Source organism: Pseudomonas sp. WS 5079 (genome assembly GCF_012985465.1).
GTDB lineage: Bacteria > Pseudomonadota > Gammaproteobacteria > Pseudomonadales > Pseudomonadaceae > Aquipseudomonas.
Genome location: NZ_JAAQWN010000001.1, coordinates 723,281 through 740,591 on the forward strand (window position 1 = coordinate 723,281; position 17,311 = coordinate 740,591).

At 64.2% G+C, this 17,311-nt stretch carries 15 protein-coding genes; 3 read left to right on the top strand and 12 right to left on the bottom strand.

Going from position 1 to position 17,311, the window contains the following annotated elements:
• Positions 1-2: 2 nt before the first annotated feature.
• The 6 genes from gspG to HBO05_RS03150 are packed head-to-tail and all read right to left on the bottom strand — an operon-like array spanning position 3 to position 7,172.
• Positions 3-446, bottom strand: coding sequence for a type II secretion system major pseudopilin GspG (gene gspG, locus HBO05_RS03125; protein ID WP_070994271.1), 444 nt, complete (start codon positions 444-446; stop codon positions 3-5).
• A 44-nt stretch (positions 447-490) separates the two neighbouring features.
• Positions 491-1,693 carry a type II secretion system inner membrane protein GspF gene (gspF, locus tag HBO05_RS03130; RefSeq protein WP_169952997.1) on the bottom strand — a complete coding sequence of 401 codons (1,203 nt, stop codon included), beginning with the start codon at positions 1,691-1,693 and terminating at the stop codon, positions 491-493.
• Entirely contained in the window at positions 1,693-3,141 is a 1,449-nt protein-coding gene (locus HBO05_RS03135; protein ID WP_169953306.1) for an ATPase, T2SS/T4P/T4SS family, read from the bottom strand. The genes gspF and HBO05_RS03135 overlap by 1 nt, the downstream gene beginning before the upstream one ends.
• Positions 3,142-3,146: 5 nt before the next feature.
• Positions 3,147-5,090 carry a type II secretion system secretin GspD gene (gene gspD, locus HBO05_RS03140; protein ID WP_169953303.1) on the bottom strand — a complete coding sequence of 648 codons (1,944 nt, stop codon included), beginning with the start codon at positions 5,088-5,090 and terminating at the stop codon, positions 3,147-3,149.
• Between the two features lie 13 nt (positions 5,091-5,103).
• Positions 5,104-5,547 (bottom strand): pilus assembly protein PilZ, encoded by a 444-nt coding sequence (locus tag HBO05_RS03145; RefSeq protein ID WP_172311625.1) that lies wholly within the window; start codon positions 5,545-5,547, stop codon positions 5,104-5,106.
• A complete protein-coding gene (locus HBO05_RS03150; protein ID WP_172311627.1) occupies positions 5,520-7,172 on the bottom strand; it encodes a lipoprotein UxpA in 1,653 nt (550 codons plus the stop codon). Before HBO05_RS03150 ends, HBO05_RS03145 begins: the two co-directional genes overlap by 28 nt.
• Positions 7,173-7,404: 232 nt before the next feature.
• Here HBO05_RS03150 and HBO05_RS03155 point away from each other — a divergent pair, with 232 nt between their 5' ends.
• Positions 7,405-9,435, top strand: a complete 2,031-nt coding sequence (locus HBO05_RS03155) for a PhoX family phosphatase (protein ID WP_169952994.1) — start codon at positions 7,405-7,407, stop codon at positions 9,433-9,435.
• Between the two features lie 47 nt (positions 9,436-9,482).
• Here HBO05_RS03155 and HBO05_RS03160 read toward each other — a convergent pair whose 3' ends face one another.
• The gene (locus tag HBO05_RS03160; protein WP_172311629.1) at positions 9,483-10,217 is read right to left on the bottom strand and encodes a tellurite resistance TerB family protein; all 735 of its coding nucleotides are present in this window, start codon (positions 10,215-10,217) and stop codon (positions 9,483-9,485) included.
• A 295-nt stretch (positions 10,218-10,512) separates the two neighbouring features.
• Here HBO05_RS03160 and HBO05_RS03165 point away from each other — a divergent pair, with 295 nt between their 5' ends.
• Complete coding sequence (locus HBO05_RS03165) at positions 10,513-10,797, top strand: hypothetical protein (protein WP_169952992.1); 285 nt, start codon at positions 10,513-10,515, stop codon at positions 10,795-10,797.
• Between the two features lie 50 nt (positions 10,798-10,847).
• On the opposite strand, the gene HBO05_RS03170 is transcribed toward HBO05_RS03165, so the two are convergent.
• Positions 10,848-11,279: an MAPEG family protein gene (locus HBO05_RS03170; RefSeq protein ID WP_172311631.1), complete on the bottom strand. Its 432-nt coding sequence runs from the start codon at positions 11,277-11,279 to the stop codon at positions 10,848-10,850.
• On the bottom strand, positions 11,276-11,587 hold the full coding sequence (locus tag HBO05_RS03175) for a DUF2834 domain-containing protein (protein ID WP_169952989.1): 312 nt from the start codon (positions 11,585-11,587) through the stop codon (positions 11,276-11,278). The genes HBO05_RS03170 and HBO05_RS03175 overlap by 4 nt, the downstream gene beginning before the upstream one ends.
• A 112-nt stretch (positions 11,588-11,699) precedes the next feature.
• Here HBO05_RS03175 and HBO05_RS03180 point away from each other — a divergent pair, with 112 nt between their 5' ends.
• The gene (locus HBO05_RS03180) at positions 11,700-12,509 is read left to right on the top strand and encodes a helix-turn-helix domain-containing protein (RefSeq protein WP_172311633.1); all 810 of its coding nucleotides are present in this window, start codon (positions 11,700-11,702) and stop codon (positions 12,507-12,509) included.
• A 10-nt stretch (positions 12,510-12,519) separates the two neighbouring features.
• Here the strand turns inward: HBO05_RS03180 and HBO05_RS03185 are convergent, their stop codons facing one another.
• From HBO05_RS03185 to HBO05_RS03195, 3 genes are all read right to left on the bottom strand, one after another.
• Positions 12,520-15,357 carry a TonB-dependent receptor gene (locus HBO05_RS03185; RefSeq protein ID WP_172311635.1) on the bottom strand — a complete coding sequence of 946 codons (2,838 nt, stop codon included), beginning with the start codon at positions 15,355-15,357 and terminating at the stop codon, positions 12,520-12,522.
• A 97-nt stretch (positions 15,358-15,454) separates the two neighbouring features.
• Positions 15,455-16,420 (bottom strand): FecR domain-containing protein, encoded by a 966-nt coding sequence (locus HBO05_RS03190; protein WP_169952983.1) that lies wholly within the window; start codon positions 16,418-16,420, stop codon positions 15,455-15,457.
• Positions 16,417-16,923, bottom strand: a complete 507-nt coding sequence (locus HBO05_RS03195; protein WP_169952982.1) for a sigma-70 family RNA polymerase sigma factor — start codon at positions 16,921-16,923, stop codon at positions 16,417-16,419. Before HBO05_RS03195 ends, HBO05_RS03190 begins: the two co-directional genes overlap by 4 nt.
• Between the last annotated feature and the right edge of the window lie 388 nt (positions 16,924-17,311).

Genomic DNA, 17,311 nt, shown 5'->3' on the forward strand with positions numbered 1-17,311 from the left:
GCCTAGAGGTCCCAGTTACCGATATCGGCATCGGTGCCTTCGCCGCCTTGCTGGCCGTCGGCTCCCAGTGAGAACAGATCCACCCGCCCATGCTGCCCAGGCGTGCGGTAGCCATAGGCATTGCCCCATGGGTCCTCAGGCAGGCGGCGGATGTAGCCGTCGGCACGCCAACTGCGCGGCAAGGGTTCCAGGCTCGGCTTGCTGACCAGCGCCTGCAAACCCTGCTCGGAGGTGGGGAACCGCAGGTTGTCGAGGCGGTACATGTCCAGTGCCTGCTCCAGGGTCGCCAGGTCGGCCAGGGCCTTCTGGCGCATGGCTTTGTCCTGGCTGCCAAGCACGCTGGGGGCGACCACCGCGATCAGCAGGCCGATGATAAAAATCACCACCATGATTTCCATCAGGGTGAAGCCGCGTTCGCGACGCTTGACCGCACGATTGCCAGGCATGGCGTGCTTTTCCATTTCATGTTCTCCGTTTTCAGGTTGTCTGTTCAAAGGCTCAGGCCCTGATTGAGCTGCATGATCGGCAACAGCACCGCCAGCACGATGAACAGCACCACCGCGCCCATCAGCAGAATCATCAGGGGTTCGAATAACGCCAGCAGCAGGTCGACCTGGCGCGCAAACCCACGCTCCTGGTTGTCGGCGACCCGCTCCAGCATGTCGGGCAAGGTGCCGCTGGCCTCGCCGCTGGCGACCATGTTCAGCAGCATCGGCGGGAAATGCCCACTGGCACTGAGGGCGCGATACAGGGTCACACCGCCTTCGACCTGTTCACGCACCGCTACCAGGGACTGGTGGATCTGCCGGTTGCCGACCGTAGCGGTGGCCACCTCCAGGGACTCGAGCAACGGCACGCCACTGCCGAGCAGAATCGCCAGGCTGCGCGAGACCCGCGCGCTTTCCAGTACCGACAGCAGCACGCCAATGCGTGGCAAGCGCAACGCCAGGCTGTCGCGACGCAAACGCCATACCGCCTGGCGCAGCAACACCCGCGCGCCCAGCGCCAGCAGCAAGCCCAGCCCCAGCAACCACGGGCCGAGCATCACCAGGCCCTCGCTGGCGCCGATCAGCACCCGGGTAATCAGCGGCAGGCTTTGCCCGGTGTGACTGAACTGCTCGGTGAGCTTGGGCACCACAAAAGTCATCAGGCCGATCACCACCGCCAGCGACACCAGGATCAACACCGCCGGGTAGATCAACGCCGTGCGCGCCTTGTGCCGTTGTTTCTGCACCTGCTCCAGGTGCTCGGCCAACCGCTCCAGCACCGGCGCCAATTTGCCCGAGCGCTCGCCGGCCTCGACCAGTGCGCAATACAGCGTATTGAACTGCCCACCCTGGCGGCGCAGGCTCTGGGCCAGGCTCAAGCCTTCGCCCAGGGCGCCGCGCACCGCCACCAGCAGGTTGCGAATCGCCGGTTCCGCCAACTGGCGTTCCAGGGTGGCCAAGGCATCCACCAAGGGGATGCCGGCGCTCAACAGCGTGGCCAACTGGCGGGTCAACTCGCACAGCTGTCCATGGTTCAAGCGTTGCCCGCGCGGGCTCGACAGGCTTGCGCCCTGCACCTGCAACTCACGGGCAAACAGGCCCTGCTCGCGCAGCAGTTGCCGGGCATGGCGCTCGCTTTCTGCCTGGATGCTGGCTTTGCGGCGATTGCCGCGCAGGTCCAGCGCCTGGTAGCGGTAGGTCGGCATCAGTCGCGCACCGCACGCAGGACCTGCTCCAGGCTGGTTTCGCCACGGCGCAGGCATTCGGTGGCCATGGCGGTCAGGCTCTGGCGCTTGTCGGCGAGGTATTCGTGCATGGCCGCTTCGCTGGCACCGTCGTACAGCAGGCTGATCAAGCCGGCATCCAGGGTGATGAATTCATAGAGGCCGATCCGCCCGTGGTAGCCACTGCCCTGGCAGTCGTCGCAGCCCTGGGGGTGAAAGCTCTGATCCAGCGTCGCCAGCTCAGGCCACAACTGGCGCTCGGCGGCCTGCAACGGCGCCGGCGTTGCGCAATGGCACAGGCGCCGCACCAGACGCTGGGCCATCACACCCTTGAGGCTGGAGGCGATCAAAAAGGGCTCGATGCCCATGTCGCGCAACCGCGTGACGGCGCCCACCGCGCTGTTGGTGTGCAGCGTCGACAGTACCAGATGCCCGGTAAGGCTGGCCTGCACGGCGATCTGTGCGGTCTCCTGGTCACGGATTTCGCCGAGCATGATCACGTCCGGGTCCTGGCGCAGGATCGCCCGCAGGCCGCTGGCGAAGGTCATGCCGGCGCGCGGGTTGATCGCGGTCTGGCCGATGCCGGTAATCGCGTATTCCACCGGGTCTTCGACGGTGAGGATGTTGCACGAGCCGTCGTTCAGCGCATTGAGGCTGGCATACAGCGTGGTGGTCTTGCCCGAGCCGGTGGGCCCGGTGCTCAGCAAGATCCCGTTGGGCCGCGACAGGCAGGCGCGCAGGGCCTGCTCGACGGCAGCGGGCATGCCCAGGTTGTTCAGGTCCAGCAGGTTGGCCTGTTTATCCAGTACGCGCATTACCACGCGCTCGCCGTGGATGCCAGGCAAGGTCGAGACCCGGATATCCACCTCGCGCCCGCCGGAGCGCAAGGTGATGCGCCCGTCCTGGGGCTGGCGCTTCTCAGCGATATCCAGGCGCGCCATGACCTTGATCCGCGACACCAACATGGCCGACAAGGCCCGTGGCGGGCGCAGGATTTCGCGCAGATGGCCGTCCACCCGCAGGCGCACCACCAGGCTCTGCTCGAAGGTCTCGATATGGATATCCGAGGCGCGCAAGCGCAGGCCTTCGGCGAACAGGCCGTTGATCAGGCGGATCACCGGCGCTTCGTTGTCACTCTCCAACAGGTCTTCGATCCGTGGCAGTTCGTTGATCAGGCTATCGAGATCGACCTGCTCGCCGATGCCCTCGATCAACGCCGCCGTGGCCGACTCGCCGGCCTGGTACAAGGCCCCCAGGCGCAGTTCGTATTGCGCCGGGTCGAGGTGCTCGACCAGCGTCGGCAGGCCATGCACGCGCAATACTTCCTGCAAGGCGTCGGTGTCGACATCCTCGCGCAGGCACAGGGTCCAACCCTGCGCGCCCGGTGCCCGTGCCAGGCCCGCCTGGCGCGCCAGTCGATAGGGCAACAACGTACTCACCACACGCCCTCGTCGAGGCGCTCGCGGCTGGCCGGGAACAGGCGCAGCAAGGCGTTGTTATCGGAGATCGCGGGCAATGCCAGGTTCGAGTTGGCCTTGAGGTTGCGGTATTTCTCGCTGCTCAATTGGGCCAGGGTCTCGCCGTCGCGCATGATCCGCGGGCGGATGAACACCATCAGGTTCTGCTTGGTGCGCTGGCTGGCGTTGGAGCGAAACAGCCGCCCGACCCCAGGGATATCGCCGAGCCACGGCACACGCTGGTCACTGTTCTTGGCTTCGTCGCCGATCAGCCCGCCGAGCACCACCAGGCCGTTGTCTTCGACCATGACCTTGGTCTTGATCTCGCGCTTGTTGGTGATCACATCGCTGGCGCCGGTGCTGTCGGCAATCGACGAGACCTCTTGCACAATGTCCAGGCGCACGGTGTTGTCGATATTGATCTGCGGCTTGATCCGCAGCTTGATCCCCACTTCCTTGCGCTCGATGGTCTGGTAGGGGTTGGTGTTGTTCTGCGTTACCGAGCCCGTCACAAACGGTACTTCCTGGCCGACCAGGATCGATGCTTCGGCGTTGTCCAGAGTCAGCAGGGTCGGGGTCGAGAGCAGGTTGAAGCCACTTTCGCTCTTCAGCGCATTGAGCAGTGCGAGGAAGTTCAGCCCGCCGCCGTTGAGCTTGCCAAAGCCTGCGGTGGCGCCGGGCACATTGGCCAACAGCTTGCCCAGGCCTGCGGTGTCGCCGCTGGCAGCGGCGCCCGCCAGACCGGCGATGCTCGTCCCGCCGTTGGTAAAGTTCACCGCGCCGCCGCCAAAGGAATCGCCCAAAAACAGCCATTGCACACCCAGTTCCTGGGCGCGGGTGTCGGAGACTTCGGCGATGATTGCTTCCACTACCACTTGGGCGCGGCGGATATCCAGTTGTTCGACGATGGTGCGGTAGGCGGCAATTTCGCTGTCCGGGCCGACCATCACCACAGCGTTGGTGCCCTCCTCCGACTCCATGCGAATCCCCGAGGCGCTGACCGCCATCTGCTTGGGCGCGCCTTCCGTGGGCACGCCCTCGCCTCCGGCGCCAGGGGTGTCCTGGCTCAAGCCACGCAACACCTTGACCACTTCGGCGGCATTGGCATGACGCAGGTACATCACCACGGTGTTCGATGGACGCAAGGCAGTCTGCGGCTGATCCAATTGCTTGAGCAGCGCACGCACCCGTTGGCGGCTGTCGGCACTGCCGCGCACCAGCAACGCATTGCTGCGCGGGTCGGCAACCACCTGCGCGCCATCGGCGCCCTGCTCGCGGGCCAGCAGGCGTGTCATCAATTGCGCGGTGTCGTTGGCGCTGGCGTTGACCAGGGGCAGCACTTCCAGGGGTTCCTGGCTGACCTGGTCGAGTTGCTGCAACAGGGCGTCGATACGGTCAAGGTTGCTGCGCCAGTCGGTGATCACCAACAGGTTGGCCGACGGGTACGGGCTGATCACTCCCACCCGAGGGTCAATCAGCGGCTTGAGGATATTGAGCATCTGTTCACTGGCGGCGTTGCGCACGCTGAATACCCGGGTAGCCATGCCATCGTTGGCTTGCACCGCCTGGCGCGCAGACTCCACCGGTACCGGCTCCAGGCGCGCGGCCTGGTCCGGCACGATCTTCACGCTGCCATTGGGCAGGTTGACCGCAGCAAAACCCTGGGCGCGCAACTGGGCGAGGAAGATGTCGTAGATGGCCTCGCTGCCGAGCATATCCAGGCTGCGCACCGTGACCTTGCCCTTGACCCGTGGGTCGATGATGAAGGTGGTGTTGGTGATGCGCGATACGCTGTCGATGAAGTCGGTGAGTTCGGTGTCGATGAAGTTCACTTCATACAAGGCCGGTGCTTCTTCGGCGTGGGCCGGGGTCACGCTCAAGGCCAGGCACAGTGCGCTCAGGCCCAGGCATTTATTGATCATGTGCATCGTCGGTTCATTCCTTGCGCTTGAGGCCGATCACCGGTCGCTCAGTCGGCCATGGCAAGCGCTCGCGCTGCCCTTGATTGTCGAAAATCAGCCCGCGTTCATCGATGTCCTGCAAGACGATGCCCGGGGCCAGGCGCTGACCCAGGGTCAGCGTGCGTTCTTGTTGCTGATAGCGCAGCACCAGGACCGTGGCGCGCAACGGCGTGGCCTTGAGGCTGCCCAGGTAATCGACCTTGAGCGTGGTCAACGGCAGGTCGTCGCTGGGTGCCTGGCGCGGTGTCCAGTGGCTGCTCAACAGGTCGACAACCGGCGCCGCTGGCGCGTAAGGCACGACCGGCTGGGCGATGCCGTGCCACAGTTGCAACACACATTGCGCTGCGAGCCAGGCCAGCAGTGTTGCCAGCAACAGGTTGCCCCCACGGCTCAACTGACCAGGCTCCGTGGATGCCATCCCGGATGCCCCTGCACATAGCGCACATCTGGCAGTTGCAACGGCGCCAGTTGCCAGTCCGCCGGCTGCTCGCGCAACCAGCCTTCGAGGTGTTGCCACAGCGGTTGCCCGGCATCGGCGGCAAAGCCCAGGCCAAAGGTGCGGCAGGTGCCGAGCGGTTCGGCAAACTCACTGACCCGCTTGCCGCCAGGGCTATAGGTGACCTGCCAGGGCTGGCCGAGCCAGCGCGGCAGGTCCTGGCTGTTATCCAGCAGCAGTGGCTCGCCAAACAGTTGCTCGGCGCCGTTTTCCAGGACCTGGCGCACCTGCTGCGCCGGGACATCCACGACCGGCGCTGGGTAACTGGCACTCAGGCTGATCAGGTGTTCGCGGGTAATCATCTGGCCGCGGGCCAGGGGGCTGTCGTAGCGCAGGCCTGGCAGCAGCACCGCGCTCTTGGGCTCGCGGGCCAGGGCCTGGTGCAACAGGCGATCCCAACTGCCGGCGCGCACATCGCGGCGCCAGAGGTTTTCCGGGGCCTTGGCCAGGGGTTGGTCGAGCCAGGCGGCGTGGGCGGCGCGCTGTTGTTGCAAGCGTGGTTGCAGGCGCTGGGCGTGGGCCTGGGCGGTAGCGTCCAACGCGCTGGCCTGGGCGGGAAAGAAGCGCGCATCGAAGCGCCATTGCCCCGCCTGCGCCTGGCAGCGGATGCGGAAGGCGCCGCTGGCCCGGGTCCCGCCCAGCACCACCGGTACGCGCTTGCCGGAGCTTTGCAGGATTTCTACCGGCTGCGGCCACAGGTCCTGGCCACGGGCGCACAACATCAAGTCCACCTGGCCCAGGCGCTCGGCCAGCCAGAACCCCGGCCCGGTGCCGACATCGGCCAGGGCCACCACCAGGTCGGCTTCTTCACGGGCCTGGGCAAGCACCGGTTGCAAGCTGTGCAACCACTGTTTCAAGGAGGCTTGCTGGTCCCGCGCATACGGGTCGGTGATGCCGACTACGGCGATACGCACGCCGCCCCGGCGGAACACCTGCATGCCTGGGGTGGCCAGGCGTTGCGCACTGGCGCTGGCCAGCCCGGCGCCAAGTACCGGGTGGCCGAATTGCTGGTACAGGCCCTGGCATTGTTCGGGCCACAGCACGCGTTCATCGCTGCTGACCCGCACTTCACTGCCGAGCAATTGGCTGCCCTGGACCCCGGACAGGCCACGGGTCAGGTACGCCAGGCCGCTGCCGTTCCAGCACTGGCCGTTTTCCAGGGTCAGGCTATTCTCAGGCCCTGCCTCATCACGCAGGCGTTGCAACACGGCACCGAGTACCGCGTAGCCACCGGTTTGCACATCGTCACTTAAGGAGGCATCCAGCAGGCCATCCAACTGGCTACCGTCAGCCTGGCGAAAACGCGCATTGGCCCCGGTGATCCACGGCGCCTGGCCGATCCGTGTTGCCGGCCCCAGGCGTGTGGCGGGCACCACCGGGCGACCCGGCAGGCGTGCATCGAGGGTGTCGGCGATATACAGCAGGTCGACCGGCTGGCTGTCCGCAGGCCCCGCCGCAGCCCCCCGGCTAGAGCAGCCGGCCAGCCACGGCGCACAGGCCCCCAGCGTCATCCATCCCAATACATCGCGCCGCACCATTGAAGCCATTGTTCTCTCACCCTAGGGCTAACTCTGCTTTAAGGGCGGCATAGTGGGGGTCAATTAATGACGGTTTAATGTCAGTTTTTTAACAGGAGTGAAATATGCACCCTTGTAACAAAAGGAAATAAAAGAAATACACTTAAATACATTTTTAACAAAACCGACCGCGAATCATCACATTCGACTCTTAGAGTTCGGGCTCCTTTCAAAAATCGTGATCTACAAAGGACCTGATGAAATGAGTCGAGAGACTGGCGACAACCAGAATCGCAACCTGAGCCTCAATGAGCCGATGGAATCGGTACTCACTGCCTACCTGAGCCGCCGCAGTGTGGTACGGGGCGGACTCGGCGCCGCGATCGCCATGATTGCCGGCACCGGCCTGACGGGCTGCTTTGACAGCGGCGGTGGCTCTGACCACGACACCCCGACCGAGCCCACCAAACCTGCGCTGAAGCTGGGTTTCAACTCGATCCCCGGCTCGCGCACCGACGGCTGCACCGTGGCCGCCGGCTACACCGCGCACATCCTCGCGCCATGGGGCACGCCGCTCAACAGCAATGCGGCACCGTGGAAAAGCGATGGCACCAATACCTCGACCGACCAGGCCAACTCGGTCGGCATGAACCACGATGGCATGCGTTTCTTCCCGATCAATGGCAGCTCCACTGACGGCCTGATCGCGATCAACCACGAATACATCGAACAGTCCGAACTGCACCCCAACGGCGCGACCCTGATCGGCGGCGTACGCCCGGTGGAAGAAGTGCGCAAGGAAATCAACGCCCACGGCGCGGGCGTGATGCGCGTGACTAAAGTCAACGGCCGCTGGCAGGTGATGGAAAACGACCCGCTGAACCGTCGCTTCACCTCGGCCACGCTGATGGACCTGGCGGGCCCGATGAAAGGCACCGAGCACGTCAAGACCAAGTTCTCGCCGACCGGCACCCAGACCCGCGGCACCAACAACAACTGCGGCAATGGCTACACGCCGTGGGGCACCTACCTGACTTGCGAAGAAAACTGGCCAGGGATTTTCGTCAACCGCAGCGGCAACCGCCCGGCCGACCAGGTGCGCATCGGCGTGGGCACCAGCAACGGCAACTATCGCTGGGAAAGTGTCGCGGGTGACCCGAGCGAAGTGAACGGCGAGTTCAGCCGTTTCAACGTCACCCCAAGCGGCGCCACGGCCACCGACGACTACCGCAACGAAGCCAGCACCTATGGCTACATCGTCGAGATCGACCCGTACAACGCCGCGACCCGTGCGGTGAAACGCACCGCGCTCGGCCGTTTCCGCCATGAAGGTTGCTGGCCGGGCCTGACCACCGCCGGCAAGCCAGTGGTGTTCTATAGCGGCGATGACTCGCAGAACGAGTACCTGTACAAATTCGTCTCCACCGCATTGTGGGACCCGGCAGACGCCAACCCCAGCGACCGCCTGGCCACCGGCGCCAAGTACATGGACAGCGGCAAACTCTACGTGGCGCGCTTCAATGCCGACGGCAGCGGCAACTGGTTGCTGCTCGACGTGGCCAGCCCGACACTCGATGGCAGTACCCTGGGCGCGAAGTTCACCGACCTGCCGGGGATCATCCTCAACACCCGTGGCGCGGCCGACGCCCTGGGCGCCACGCCGATGGACCGTCCGGAATGGACCTCGGTCAACCCGCTCAATGGCGACGTGTACCTGACGCTCACCAACAACACCAGCCGTACCGTGGCCAACGCCGCCAACCCGCGGGTGAACAACAAGCACGGGCACATCATCCGCTGGCATGACGCCGACAACCAAGTGGCCTTCACCTGGGACATCTTTGTATTTGGCGCCAACGCTGCCGGCACTCCGGACCTCAACCGCTCGGGCCTGACCGCACTGAACCAGTTCGCCAGCCCCGACGGCATGACCTTCGACAGCCGTGGCGTGATGTGGATCCAGACCGACAACGGCGAAAAAACCCTGACCGACTACACCAACGACCAGATGCTGGTGGTGATTCCCACCAATATGGTCGACGCCCAGGGCAAGCAAGTGCCGGTCAACGCACAGAACCAGGCAGACCTGCGGCGCTTCTTCGTTGGGCCCAATGGTTCGGAAGTGACCGGGGTGACCTTCACGCCGGACAACAAGACGGTGTTTATCAACATCCAGCATCCAAGCAACTGGCCGTCCACTAACGTGGCAACCGACGTCACCGTCGGCAAAGTACGGGCGCGGGCGTCCACGGTGGTGATCCAGCGGGCAGATGGGGGGGAATTGGCGATCTGATCAACATGCAGGAGCCGGCCAGGCTCCTGCTTCGCTGTCTTTGTGGATCAGGCCTGTTGGGCTTGCTGTTCAAGGTGCAGTTGCAATTCAGGCTTGATACCCAGGGCATCGGCCAATTCATTGAGGTAGTTGCGCTCGGTGACCTGCTGGTCATCCACCAGCATCACACTGGCCAGGTAGACCTCGGCGGCCACCGCCGGGTCATTGGCATATTCGGCAAAGTCGGTTGCATCCAAGGGCTTGGCGACTTGATCGTCGAGCCATTGTTGCAAGTCCGGATCGTCGGTGTGGCGCCCGATCTCCTGGGAGATCAACGCGTTTTCCTTCTCATCAATCCGCCCATCCGCCTTGGCCGCCGCGATCAATGCGCGCAGTACCGCATGGCTATGGGCCTCGACCTCGGCGCCAGAGAGTTGATCAACCGTCTGCAAGGCCTGCTGCGGCGCAGAGGCCTGCTGGCGTTGCCAGGCTTGATACGCCTGGAATGCCATCATCCCCAACGACGCCAGGGCCGCATAGTTGGTGCCGCCGCTACGGGTCTGGCTCGAACCGCCCGCCTGGGTCCCGCCCAACATACCGCCCAGGCCACCGAGCAGATCGCCCAGGCCGCCACCGCCCGACGCAGAAGGAGCGGAGCCGCCGCCCCGGAGCAAACCACCGAGCAGGCCGCCCAACCCACCTAGCCCTCCCGCGCCGCCCTGGGGTGCCGCCGAACCGCCTTGCTGGGACATCGAGGCTTGACCTGCACGTAGCAGTTGTTCCAGTAGAGCACTGGTGTTCATGGTATCGCCCTCCTATGGGCTGTGCGCCAGACAACCAACAATAGTCCCTGGCGCCTATAACGCCAAGACCGCCCAGCAGGCGCTGGTTTGCCGAGCTGACTGGCCCCCCGCAAACCCGGCGCAGGCCTGTGGAAACCGTGAGAATTGTTCAGATTCAGCGCGCCACGGCTTGCGGTGAACGTCAGCCCGCCCGTGGGGTCGGAAATATAAGGGCACGGCCTCAATCGGCCTGGCCTTGAGCGCGAGCATCTACAGATTTGCGGTGCCGCGAACCCTCACAGAAGGAGACGCTGACATGGTCACTCACTTCAAGGTCGCAGGGCATCTCGCTTGCGGCCATCACGGCAATAACCTCACGTCCACGGTGGAACTGAACCGGGTCAAATGCCGCACCTGCCGCAACACCGATGCCTATAAGGAAGCCCGCCGCAACCAGCGCAACGCGTCCCGCCGTGCATCGCGCAAAGCCAAGTCCAACACCGCCAGCAATGATTGGCGCAGCGCCTGGACCCAACGCCTGACCGCCCTGCCCGGCCTGCAACGCCTGCCACGCGGTTTCAGCCGCCAGGCCTTCGTCTAGCCCCTATAGGAGCCGGCTTGCCGGCGATCGCGGCGTATCCGGTCGATACCCTATCGAATAGGCAACAGCGCCGCACCGATCAACCCCGCCAACCCCAAGAGGCACGCCAGGCCAACGCCATAGGCCAGGGTGCGCCAGGGTTGGCGGCGGCCCAGGTACAGCAAGGTATGCAGTACCCGCGCCACGGTGAACAGGCCGAACAGCCAGGCCGTCGCGGCGGCGTTGGTGCCCAGCGCCAGGCATAACCCGCCGAGGACGAAAAACAGCGGAATGTTTTCCAGGTCATTGGCCCAGGCTTTCGCCGCCCGGCTGACCGGCGCAAGCTCCTGCGCAATGGCCGGGCGCTGGAAGAAACCGGCATCCTCAGGATTGCTGAACGCACGGTGCCGGAGGCGGAAAAAACCCTGGTAACAGGAGATCGCCAACATCTTGATGAACAACACCAGCACACACAGGGCAAACAGATGCACGAGGCTGGTCATCGCCGGTCCCTGGCAAAGCCGTGGACCACGATATACAGCAGCGGCCCCACCGAGACAAAGATCGCCGTCAGCAGCCAATACGGCAGCACACTGGCCAGCGACCGGCCCTTGGCGCGGGCGTCGCGGTACATCCACACACACGCCAGGGCCGCCATCAGGTACAGGTCGATCACCACCTGGGCGGTGTCGGGCCTGGATAGCAGCTCAAGGCCAAACGCCAGCAGCGACTGCTCGGCCCAGAGCAAGGTGCCCAGGGTGTACAGGGAAAACGCCAACAGGCTGGCAAGGGCGATATAGGGTCTGTGCATAGGGTCCACCACGCAGGATTGGGCAAGCCGCAGATTAGTGATAACGTCGCCGCCATCTCAATGACCTGCGAGGTCATGGACGCCCCCCGCCCCGCCCTGCCAGAGTCCATCCATGAACCGCCCACCGTTCCCCCGCGCCAACCCCGAGACCGACGCCGGTACGCAACTGCGGCTGTTGCGCCGCCAGGCGAAGTTGAGCCAATTGCAGCTGGCGCTGATCAGCGGTATTTCCCAGCGCCACCTGAGTTGCATCGAAACCGGCCGCGCCAAGGCCAGCCCTGGCACCTTGCATAACCTGCTCAGCGCCCTCGAGGTGCCCCTGGAGCAGTGCAACAGCCTGTTCCTCGCAGCCGGCTACGCCCCGCGCTACGAAGCCACGCCGCTCGCCGCGCCGGCAATGGATGCCATTCGGGATGCCATCAGCCATGTGCTGAAGGCCAACAACCCGGCGCCGGCCATCGTGCTCGGGAGCCACTGGCAAGTGCTCGCCGCCAACGCCAGCACCCAGGTGCTGTTCGACCTGGTGGGTTTGGCGCCAGACGCGGCACAAGGCCTGAACCTGCTGACCACCCTGCTGCAACCGGGTGGCCTGGGCGACCACCTGCTCAATGCCGACGAGATCCGCAACCTTGCCTGGCAACGGGCTGCCCGTGAAGCATTGGGCAACCCGACCCTGGCCACGCTGCTGGAAAGCCTGCCGGTGCCGCAAGGCTCGACCCCCCTGGCCAATGAACTGCCGCCACTGGTGCTGACCCGCGTCAATTCGCGCCATGGCGAGCTGGACTTCATGTCCACCTTCACCACCTTCGGCATGCCCCAGGACATCACCGTCACCTCATTGCGCATCGAGCACCTGATCCCGGCCAATCCCCACACTTGGCAGGTGATGACCGCGGCCTACGAACACTCCCTGAGCCGCTAGGCGCCGCTGATCAGAACTTGGTCACCACCCCCATGCGCAACGTACGCCCCGGTGCCGGCATGAAGCTCTGGGCCAGCGGGTCCAGGTAGTAACGATTGGTCAGGTTATCCAGCGACACGTTGAACTGGGTGTGGTCTTGCCATTTGTAGTCGAGGAACAGGTCCACCAGCGCCACTTCGCGGTAGACCAGTTGCGGCGTGGTGGCGCCGGTCTGCCAGGATTTGTCGGCGGTGACGGTCGGACCCGAGGTGTAGGTCAGGCGCCCGCCCACGGTCAGGGCCTGGTCAAAGAAGCGCAGCCCCGTGGTCAAGTTGCCGGCGACCCGCGGCGGGTTCTGGGTGTTGGTGTACGAGCCCATGAAGCTGCCTGGGGTGCAGTTGGGGGTGTCGTCAAGCTTCTGCCAGCGAGTGGAACTGGCCCGCAGGCGCGCGGCGAAGGCCGAGTCGCAGGTTTCGGTCTTGAGGTAATAGGTCGACGACAGGTCGGCAAAGACCCAGCCGGCATCGTATTTCGATTGCAGCTCCAGGCCGCTGGTCTTGAAGCTGTCGGTATTGCTGAAGTTCATCAGGCCCATCAGGCCGGGGCTTGGGTCGTAGTAACGGGTCACGTAGTTCTTGATGGTGTTGTTGAAGTACGCCAGCTTGATCGCCGCCGTGTCGTTGTCCGCCAGCAGGCCTTTTTGCAGGGTGCTTGCGCCGATTTCCCAGTTGCTCGAACGCTCCGGTTTCAGGCCCTTGCCAGGCATGGTCTGCAAGGTGCCCTGGCTGGTTTCGAACAACGAGGGCATGCGCAGGCCCTGGGTGTACGAGGCGTAGATGAAGGTATCGGGCGCGATCTCATAGTTGATGCCGATGGCCGGCGAAAAAGCGCCCTTGCTGTCGCGCTGCTTGCCCGAATAGGTGTAGCCGGTGACCACTTCGCCCACCTGCGACGGATAGACCCGTGTGCCAACGCCCCCGTAGTCGTTGTAGCGCGGGCCATCGAACGGGTTGTTGGTATCGCTGAACACAATCCCGTTGTTCAGGCGCGGGTCGGTGGCATCGGTGTATTGGCCGTTGGCGTCGGGGAACCACAGCATATTGCCGTAGCTGCCCGGCTTGATCACGTTCACGTAGCGCAACTCGCGCTCCTCGCGCTGGGCGGTGGCGTGCGGCACATGATCCTTGGTGCGGTAGTAGGTATAGCGCCCGCCGCCCCACACCGTCAGCTCGTCAACCGGCTTGTACTCCAGCTTGCCGTTGAGGCTGAACTCCTTGCGCGAACCATCACGCAGGCTGCGGTTGGCGTTGATATCGTTCTGTGTGGTGACCACGCTCTTTTGCGGCTGCAGCTCCTCGAGCTGGAACGAGCCGCCCAGGTCCAGTTTGAAATCGCCATAGTGCGTGTCAAAACGCGAGGTATTGGCCAGCTCGCCACCGATGCGCCGGTCGTGCAGGCGCGTCCAGTTGCGGTCCGAACGATAGGCCTGGGATTTGGGCGCCAGCACCGAGGTCAACTGGCTGGTCTTGGCATCGGTCATCCACAGGCTGGTCGTCAGGTCCACCAGCATATTGCCCGTGGGCAGGTAGTGATAACGGGCGGTGTAGGTGTCGATCTTGGTGCTGCCGCGCGGGTACTGGTAGATACCGCCAGTGCCGAAACGGAAGATGTCCGAGGGCATGATCTCGCCTATGCGCCCATCGTAACGACTGTAGCCGAAGTCGAAAGTGTGGTCGTCGGCCGGGCGCAGGGTGGTCTTGAGCAGGATCGACTCGGTCTCTGCCGAGGAGTTGAGCACCTCTTCGCCGGCGTTGTAGGTGGTGGCCACCGTCATGTTTTCGCGGCCATAGCGGTCAAAGGTGCGGTAGCGGTCCTGGCCATGCTTGCCGGAGAAATAGTTGCCCTGGTTGCGATGGGCGTAGGCGGCCACCACATCGAACAGATCGTGGGTATAGGCAAACGCCGCGCTGCCCGATTCCGAGTCGGAACCGAACAGGCCGCCACGGTTCTGGTGCGGCTCGGAGTACAGGTTCTCGGTGGTCGAATGGCCGTTGCGCGAGGCCGGCTCGACGCCGTTGTTCCACAGATCGCCCTTCAGGCGCAGGCCCACGTTCTTGCCGTCACGCAGGATGTCATCGACCCCCAGGGTGCGGATCGCCACCGTGCCGCCGATGGCGCTGGACGTCAGGCTGGGGCCTTTGTCGATGGCGACATCGCTGATCAGGTCGGGGTCGATGTAGCTGCGCTGTTGCGTGCCCGCATAGCCGCGATAGACATCCAGCGCCTGTTGCGAACCGTCGACCGTGACCGCCACCCGGCTTTGCCCCTGGATCCCGCGGATATTCACATCCAGGCCACCGCCATTGCGGCTGTCACCCACCTGCACCCCCGGTTGGCCCTTGAGCAGGTCGCCGACGGAGATCACGCCAAAGCGGCGCACTTCTTCGTTGGAGATATACACCGACGAACGTGGCGCGGTGTACACCGCTTTTTTCTCGAGGTCATCGCCAGTGACTTTCTGCGACGGCAGCACCAACGCACTGGTCGCTGGATGCAGTTCGAAGCTGCCATCGGCCTGGCGCTGAAAACTCAAGCCGGTGCCTGCCAGCAACTGCGCCAGGCCGGCCTCGGTGCTGAAATCTCCGTGCAGGCCGTTGCTGCGTTTGCCCGCCGTCAGCGTCGAACTGCCCGCCATGCTGATACCCGCCTGCACGCCGAAACGCGAGAGTGCCTGGTCCAGCGGGCCGGCTTCGATGCTGTAGGGTTGGCGCTCGGCCTGGGCGAAAACTGCCGTGCTGTACAGCGGTTGCAGGCTGAGTAACAGCAGACCCAATGTGCGGGTGCGCAAGACACTTGCGGGAGAAATCATGCAGGGCTCCTAGAGGTGAAGGCCCACCTGTTTCGGTGGGTTATCCCTCTAGGCCAAGCGAGTTTTGAAAAACTGCGCAGAGAACGTAAATAAATGTTCAGGCCGGCACCACAGTCACCCAATAGCGGGTACGCCGCTCGATACGCACCGGCAGTGCATGGGCCACCAACGCCAGCGCGGCATCGGTGTCGTCGAGCTGGAAGCTGCCAGTCACGCGCAACCCCGCGACCTGCTCGCTGCATCGCAAGACGCCCGGCCGGTAACGGGACAACTCGGCCAGCAGCACATCCAGGCGCATGCGCTCGGCAGGCAGAATCCCGCGCAGCCAGGCCTGGGCCAGAAATCCATCGGTTTGCCGTGGCGTACCCACACCCTGGCGATCGACCTGGGTCTGCCAGCCTGCCGCTACTGATACCGGTGCCGGGTGGCGCGGCGAACTCACCTCCACCAGCCCGCGCAATACGGTAATCCACGTGCCCTGCTGATCATGGCGCACCAGCAGATTGGCATCGTGGCTGCGCAGCAGCGCATCCGCTGTGAGCAGTTGCAGTGGGCGCGACTCAACGCGCGCATCCAGCGCCACCTCGCCCTCGATCAACTGCACGCGGCGCAGCTGCGCGCTAAAGTCCAGGCTGACAGCGCTGGCAGTGTTCAACCACAGAGAACTGCCATCGGCCAGGGTCCAGCGGCGGCGCTCGCCGGTAGCCGTGCGGTAGGTGGCAAAGGCTGCGCGCAGAAGGGTCGATTCCGCGCCCTGCCAGGACAAACCACCGAGCAAGCCCAACCCCAGCAAGCACTTGAGCACCTGCCGGCGCCGCGCCGGATCAGCCCCGGCTGCCTCCAGCGCGCGTCGTGCGGTGACATCCGCCAACAGGCTGGCCCCCGGCTGAAGCATCAGCGGCAAGCTGGCGACGCGTTGCCAAGCGTATTCGTGCTCGGCACTTGCCTGGCGCCAATGCTGCAACGCCTGTTGCTCGTCCGGGCTCATCATCCCGGACTGCAACCGGACGATCCAGTCGATGGCCGTCTCGCGGACTTTCGGTGCAACCGGCTTGCCATTCATTCGAAACGGCTCGCGTAGCACACACTGAAAGCCTTGCCCATCGCCCGCTGCACCTGGGCCACGCTCAAGTTCAACTGCGTGGCGATCTGCGGGTACGTCAGGCCGTCGAGCTGGGACAAAAAGAAGATCTTGCGCACCTGCATCGACAGCCCCACCAGCAGCGAGTCCAGCTGTAGCAAGGTCTCGATCATCAAGTAACGGGTTTCGGGCGACGGCTCCTCACCTTCCGGACGGGCGGCGAGCGCCTCCAGGTAAGCCCGCTCAATCGCCTGGCGCCGCCAGCGGTTAATCAGCAAGCCATTGGCGATCGCGGCCAGAAATGCCATGGGCTGGCGCAGCTCCCGCACGTCCTGCTGCGTGCGCAACACCCGAATGAACGTGTCGTGCGCCAGGTCCTCGGCATCGGCGCTGTGCCCCAGGCGACGCCGCAACCAGCCGCGCAGCCAGAGATGGTGACGGGTGTAGAGTTGTTCGACGGGCGAGACGAGACTGTCGTCGTACATGTCAGGTCCAATGAGCAGTTAATGATAATACTTCTCATTTTAATATCCTGACCTGACGCTTGTACAGTCTCGACTGCTAACACTGTTATCTGTGGGGGCCATTCCTGACCCACCGCTATCGCGGGCAAGCCCGCTCCCACAGGGGGGGCTCGGCTGGGCACAACATTTGCGCTACATCGCAAATCAAATGTAGGAGCGGGCTTGCCCGCGATGGCGGTGGGTCAGGTTAGAAATACTTTTCTGACACTCCGTCATCGCGGGCAAGCCCGCTCCCACAAGGGATCTCGGCTGGGCACAACATTTGCGCTACATCGCAGATCAAATGTAGGAGCGGGCTTGCCCGCGATGGTGGTGGATCAGGTTAGAAATACTTGACTGACACACCGCT

Coding starts and splice junctions, on each gene's coding strand:
- HBO05_RS03190 (WP_169952983.1), bottom strand. CDS start 16,420: ATGAATGGCAAGCCGGTTGCACCGAAAGTCCGCGAGACGGCCATCGAC.
- HBO05_RS03150 (WP_172311627.1), bottom strand. CDS start 7,172: ATGGCTTCAATGGTGCGGCGCGATGTATTGGGATGGATGACGCTGGGG.
- gspD (WP_169953303.1), bottom strand. CDS start 5,090: ATGATCAATAAATGCCTGGGCCTGAGCGCACTGTGCCTGGCCTTGAGC.
- HBO05_RS03170 (WP_172311631.1), bottom strand. CDS start 11,279: ATGACCAGCCTCGTGCATCTGTTTGCCCTGTGTGTGCTGGTGTTGTTC.
- HBO05_RS03155 (WP_169952994.1), top strand. CDS start 7,405: ATGAGTCGAGAGACTGGCGACAACCAGAATCGCAACCTGAGCCTCAAT.
- HBO05_RS03145 (WP_172311625.1), bottom strand. CDS start 5,547: ATGGCATCCACGGAGCCTGGTCAGTTGAGCCGTGGGGGCAACCTGTTG.
- HBO05_RS03180 (WP_172311633.1), top strand. CDS start 11,700: ATGAACCGCCCACCGTTCCCCCGCGCCAACCCCGAGACCGACGCCGGT.
- HBO05_RS03185 (WP_172311635.1), bottom strand. CDS start 15,357: ATGATTTCTCCCGCAAGTGTCTTGCGCACCCGCACATTGGGTCTGCTG.
- HBO05_RS03165 (WP_169952992.1), top strand. CDS start 10,513: ATGGTCACTCACTTCAAGGTCGCAGGGCATCTCGCTTGCGGCCATCAC.
- HBO05_RS03175 (WP_169952989.1), bottom strand. CDS start 11,587: ATGCACAGACCCTATATCGCCCTTGCCAGCCTGTTGGCGTTTTCCCTG.
- gspF (WP_169952997.1), bottom strand. CDS start 1,693: ATGCCGACCTACCGCTACCAGGCGCTGGACCTGCGCGGCAATCGCCGC.
- HBO05_RS03195 (WP_169952982.1), bottom strand. CDS start 16,923: ATGTACGACGACAGTCTCGTCTCGCCCGTCGAACAACTCTACACCCGT.
- gspG (WP_070994271.1), bottom strand. CDS start 446: ATGCCTGGCAATCGTGCGGTCAAGCGTCGCGAACGCGGCTTCACCCTG.
- HBO05_RS03160 (WP_172311629.1), bottom strand. CDS start 10,217: ATGAACACCAGTGCTCTACTGGAACAACTGCTACGTGCAGGTCAAGCC.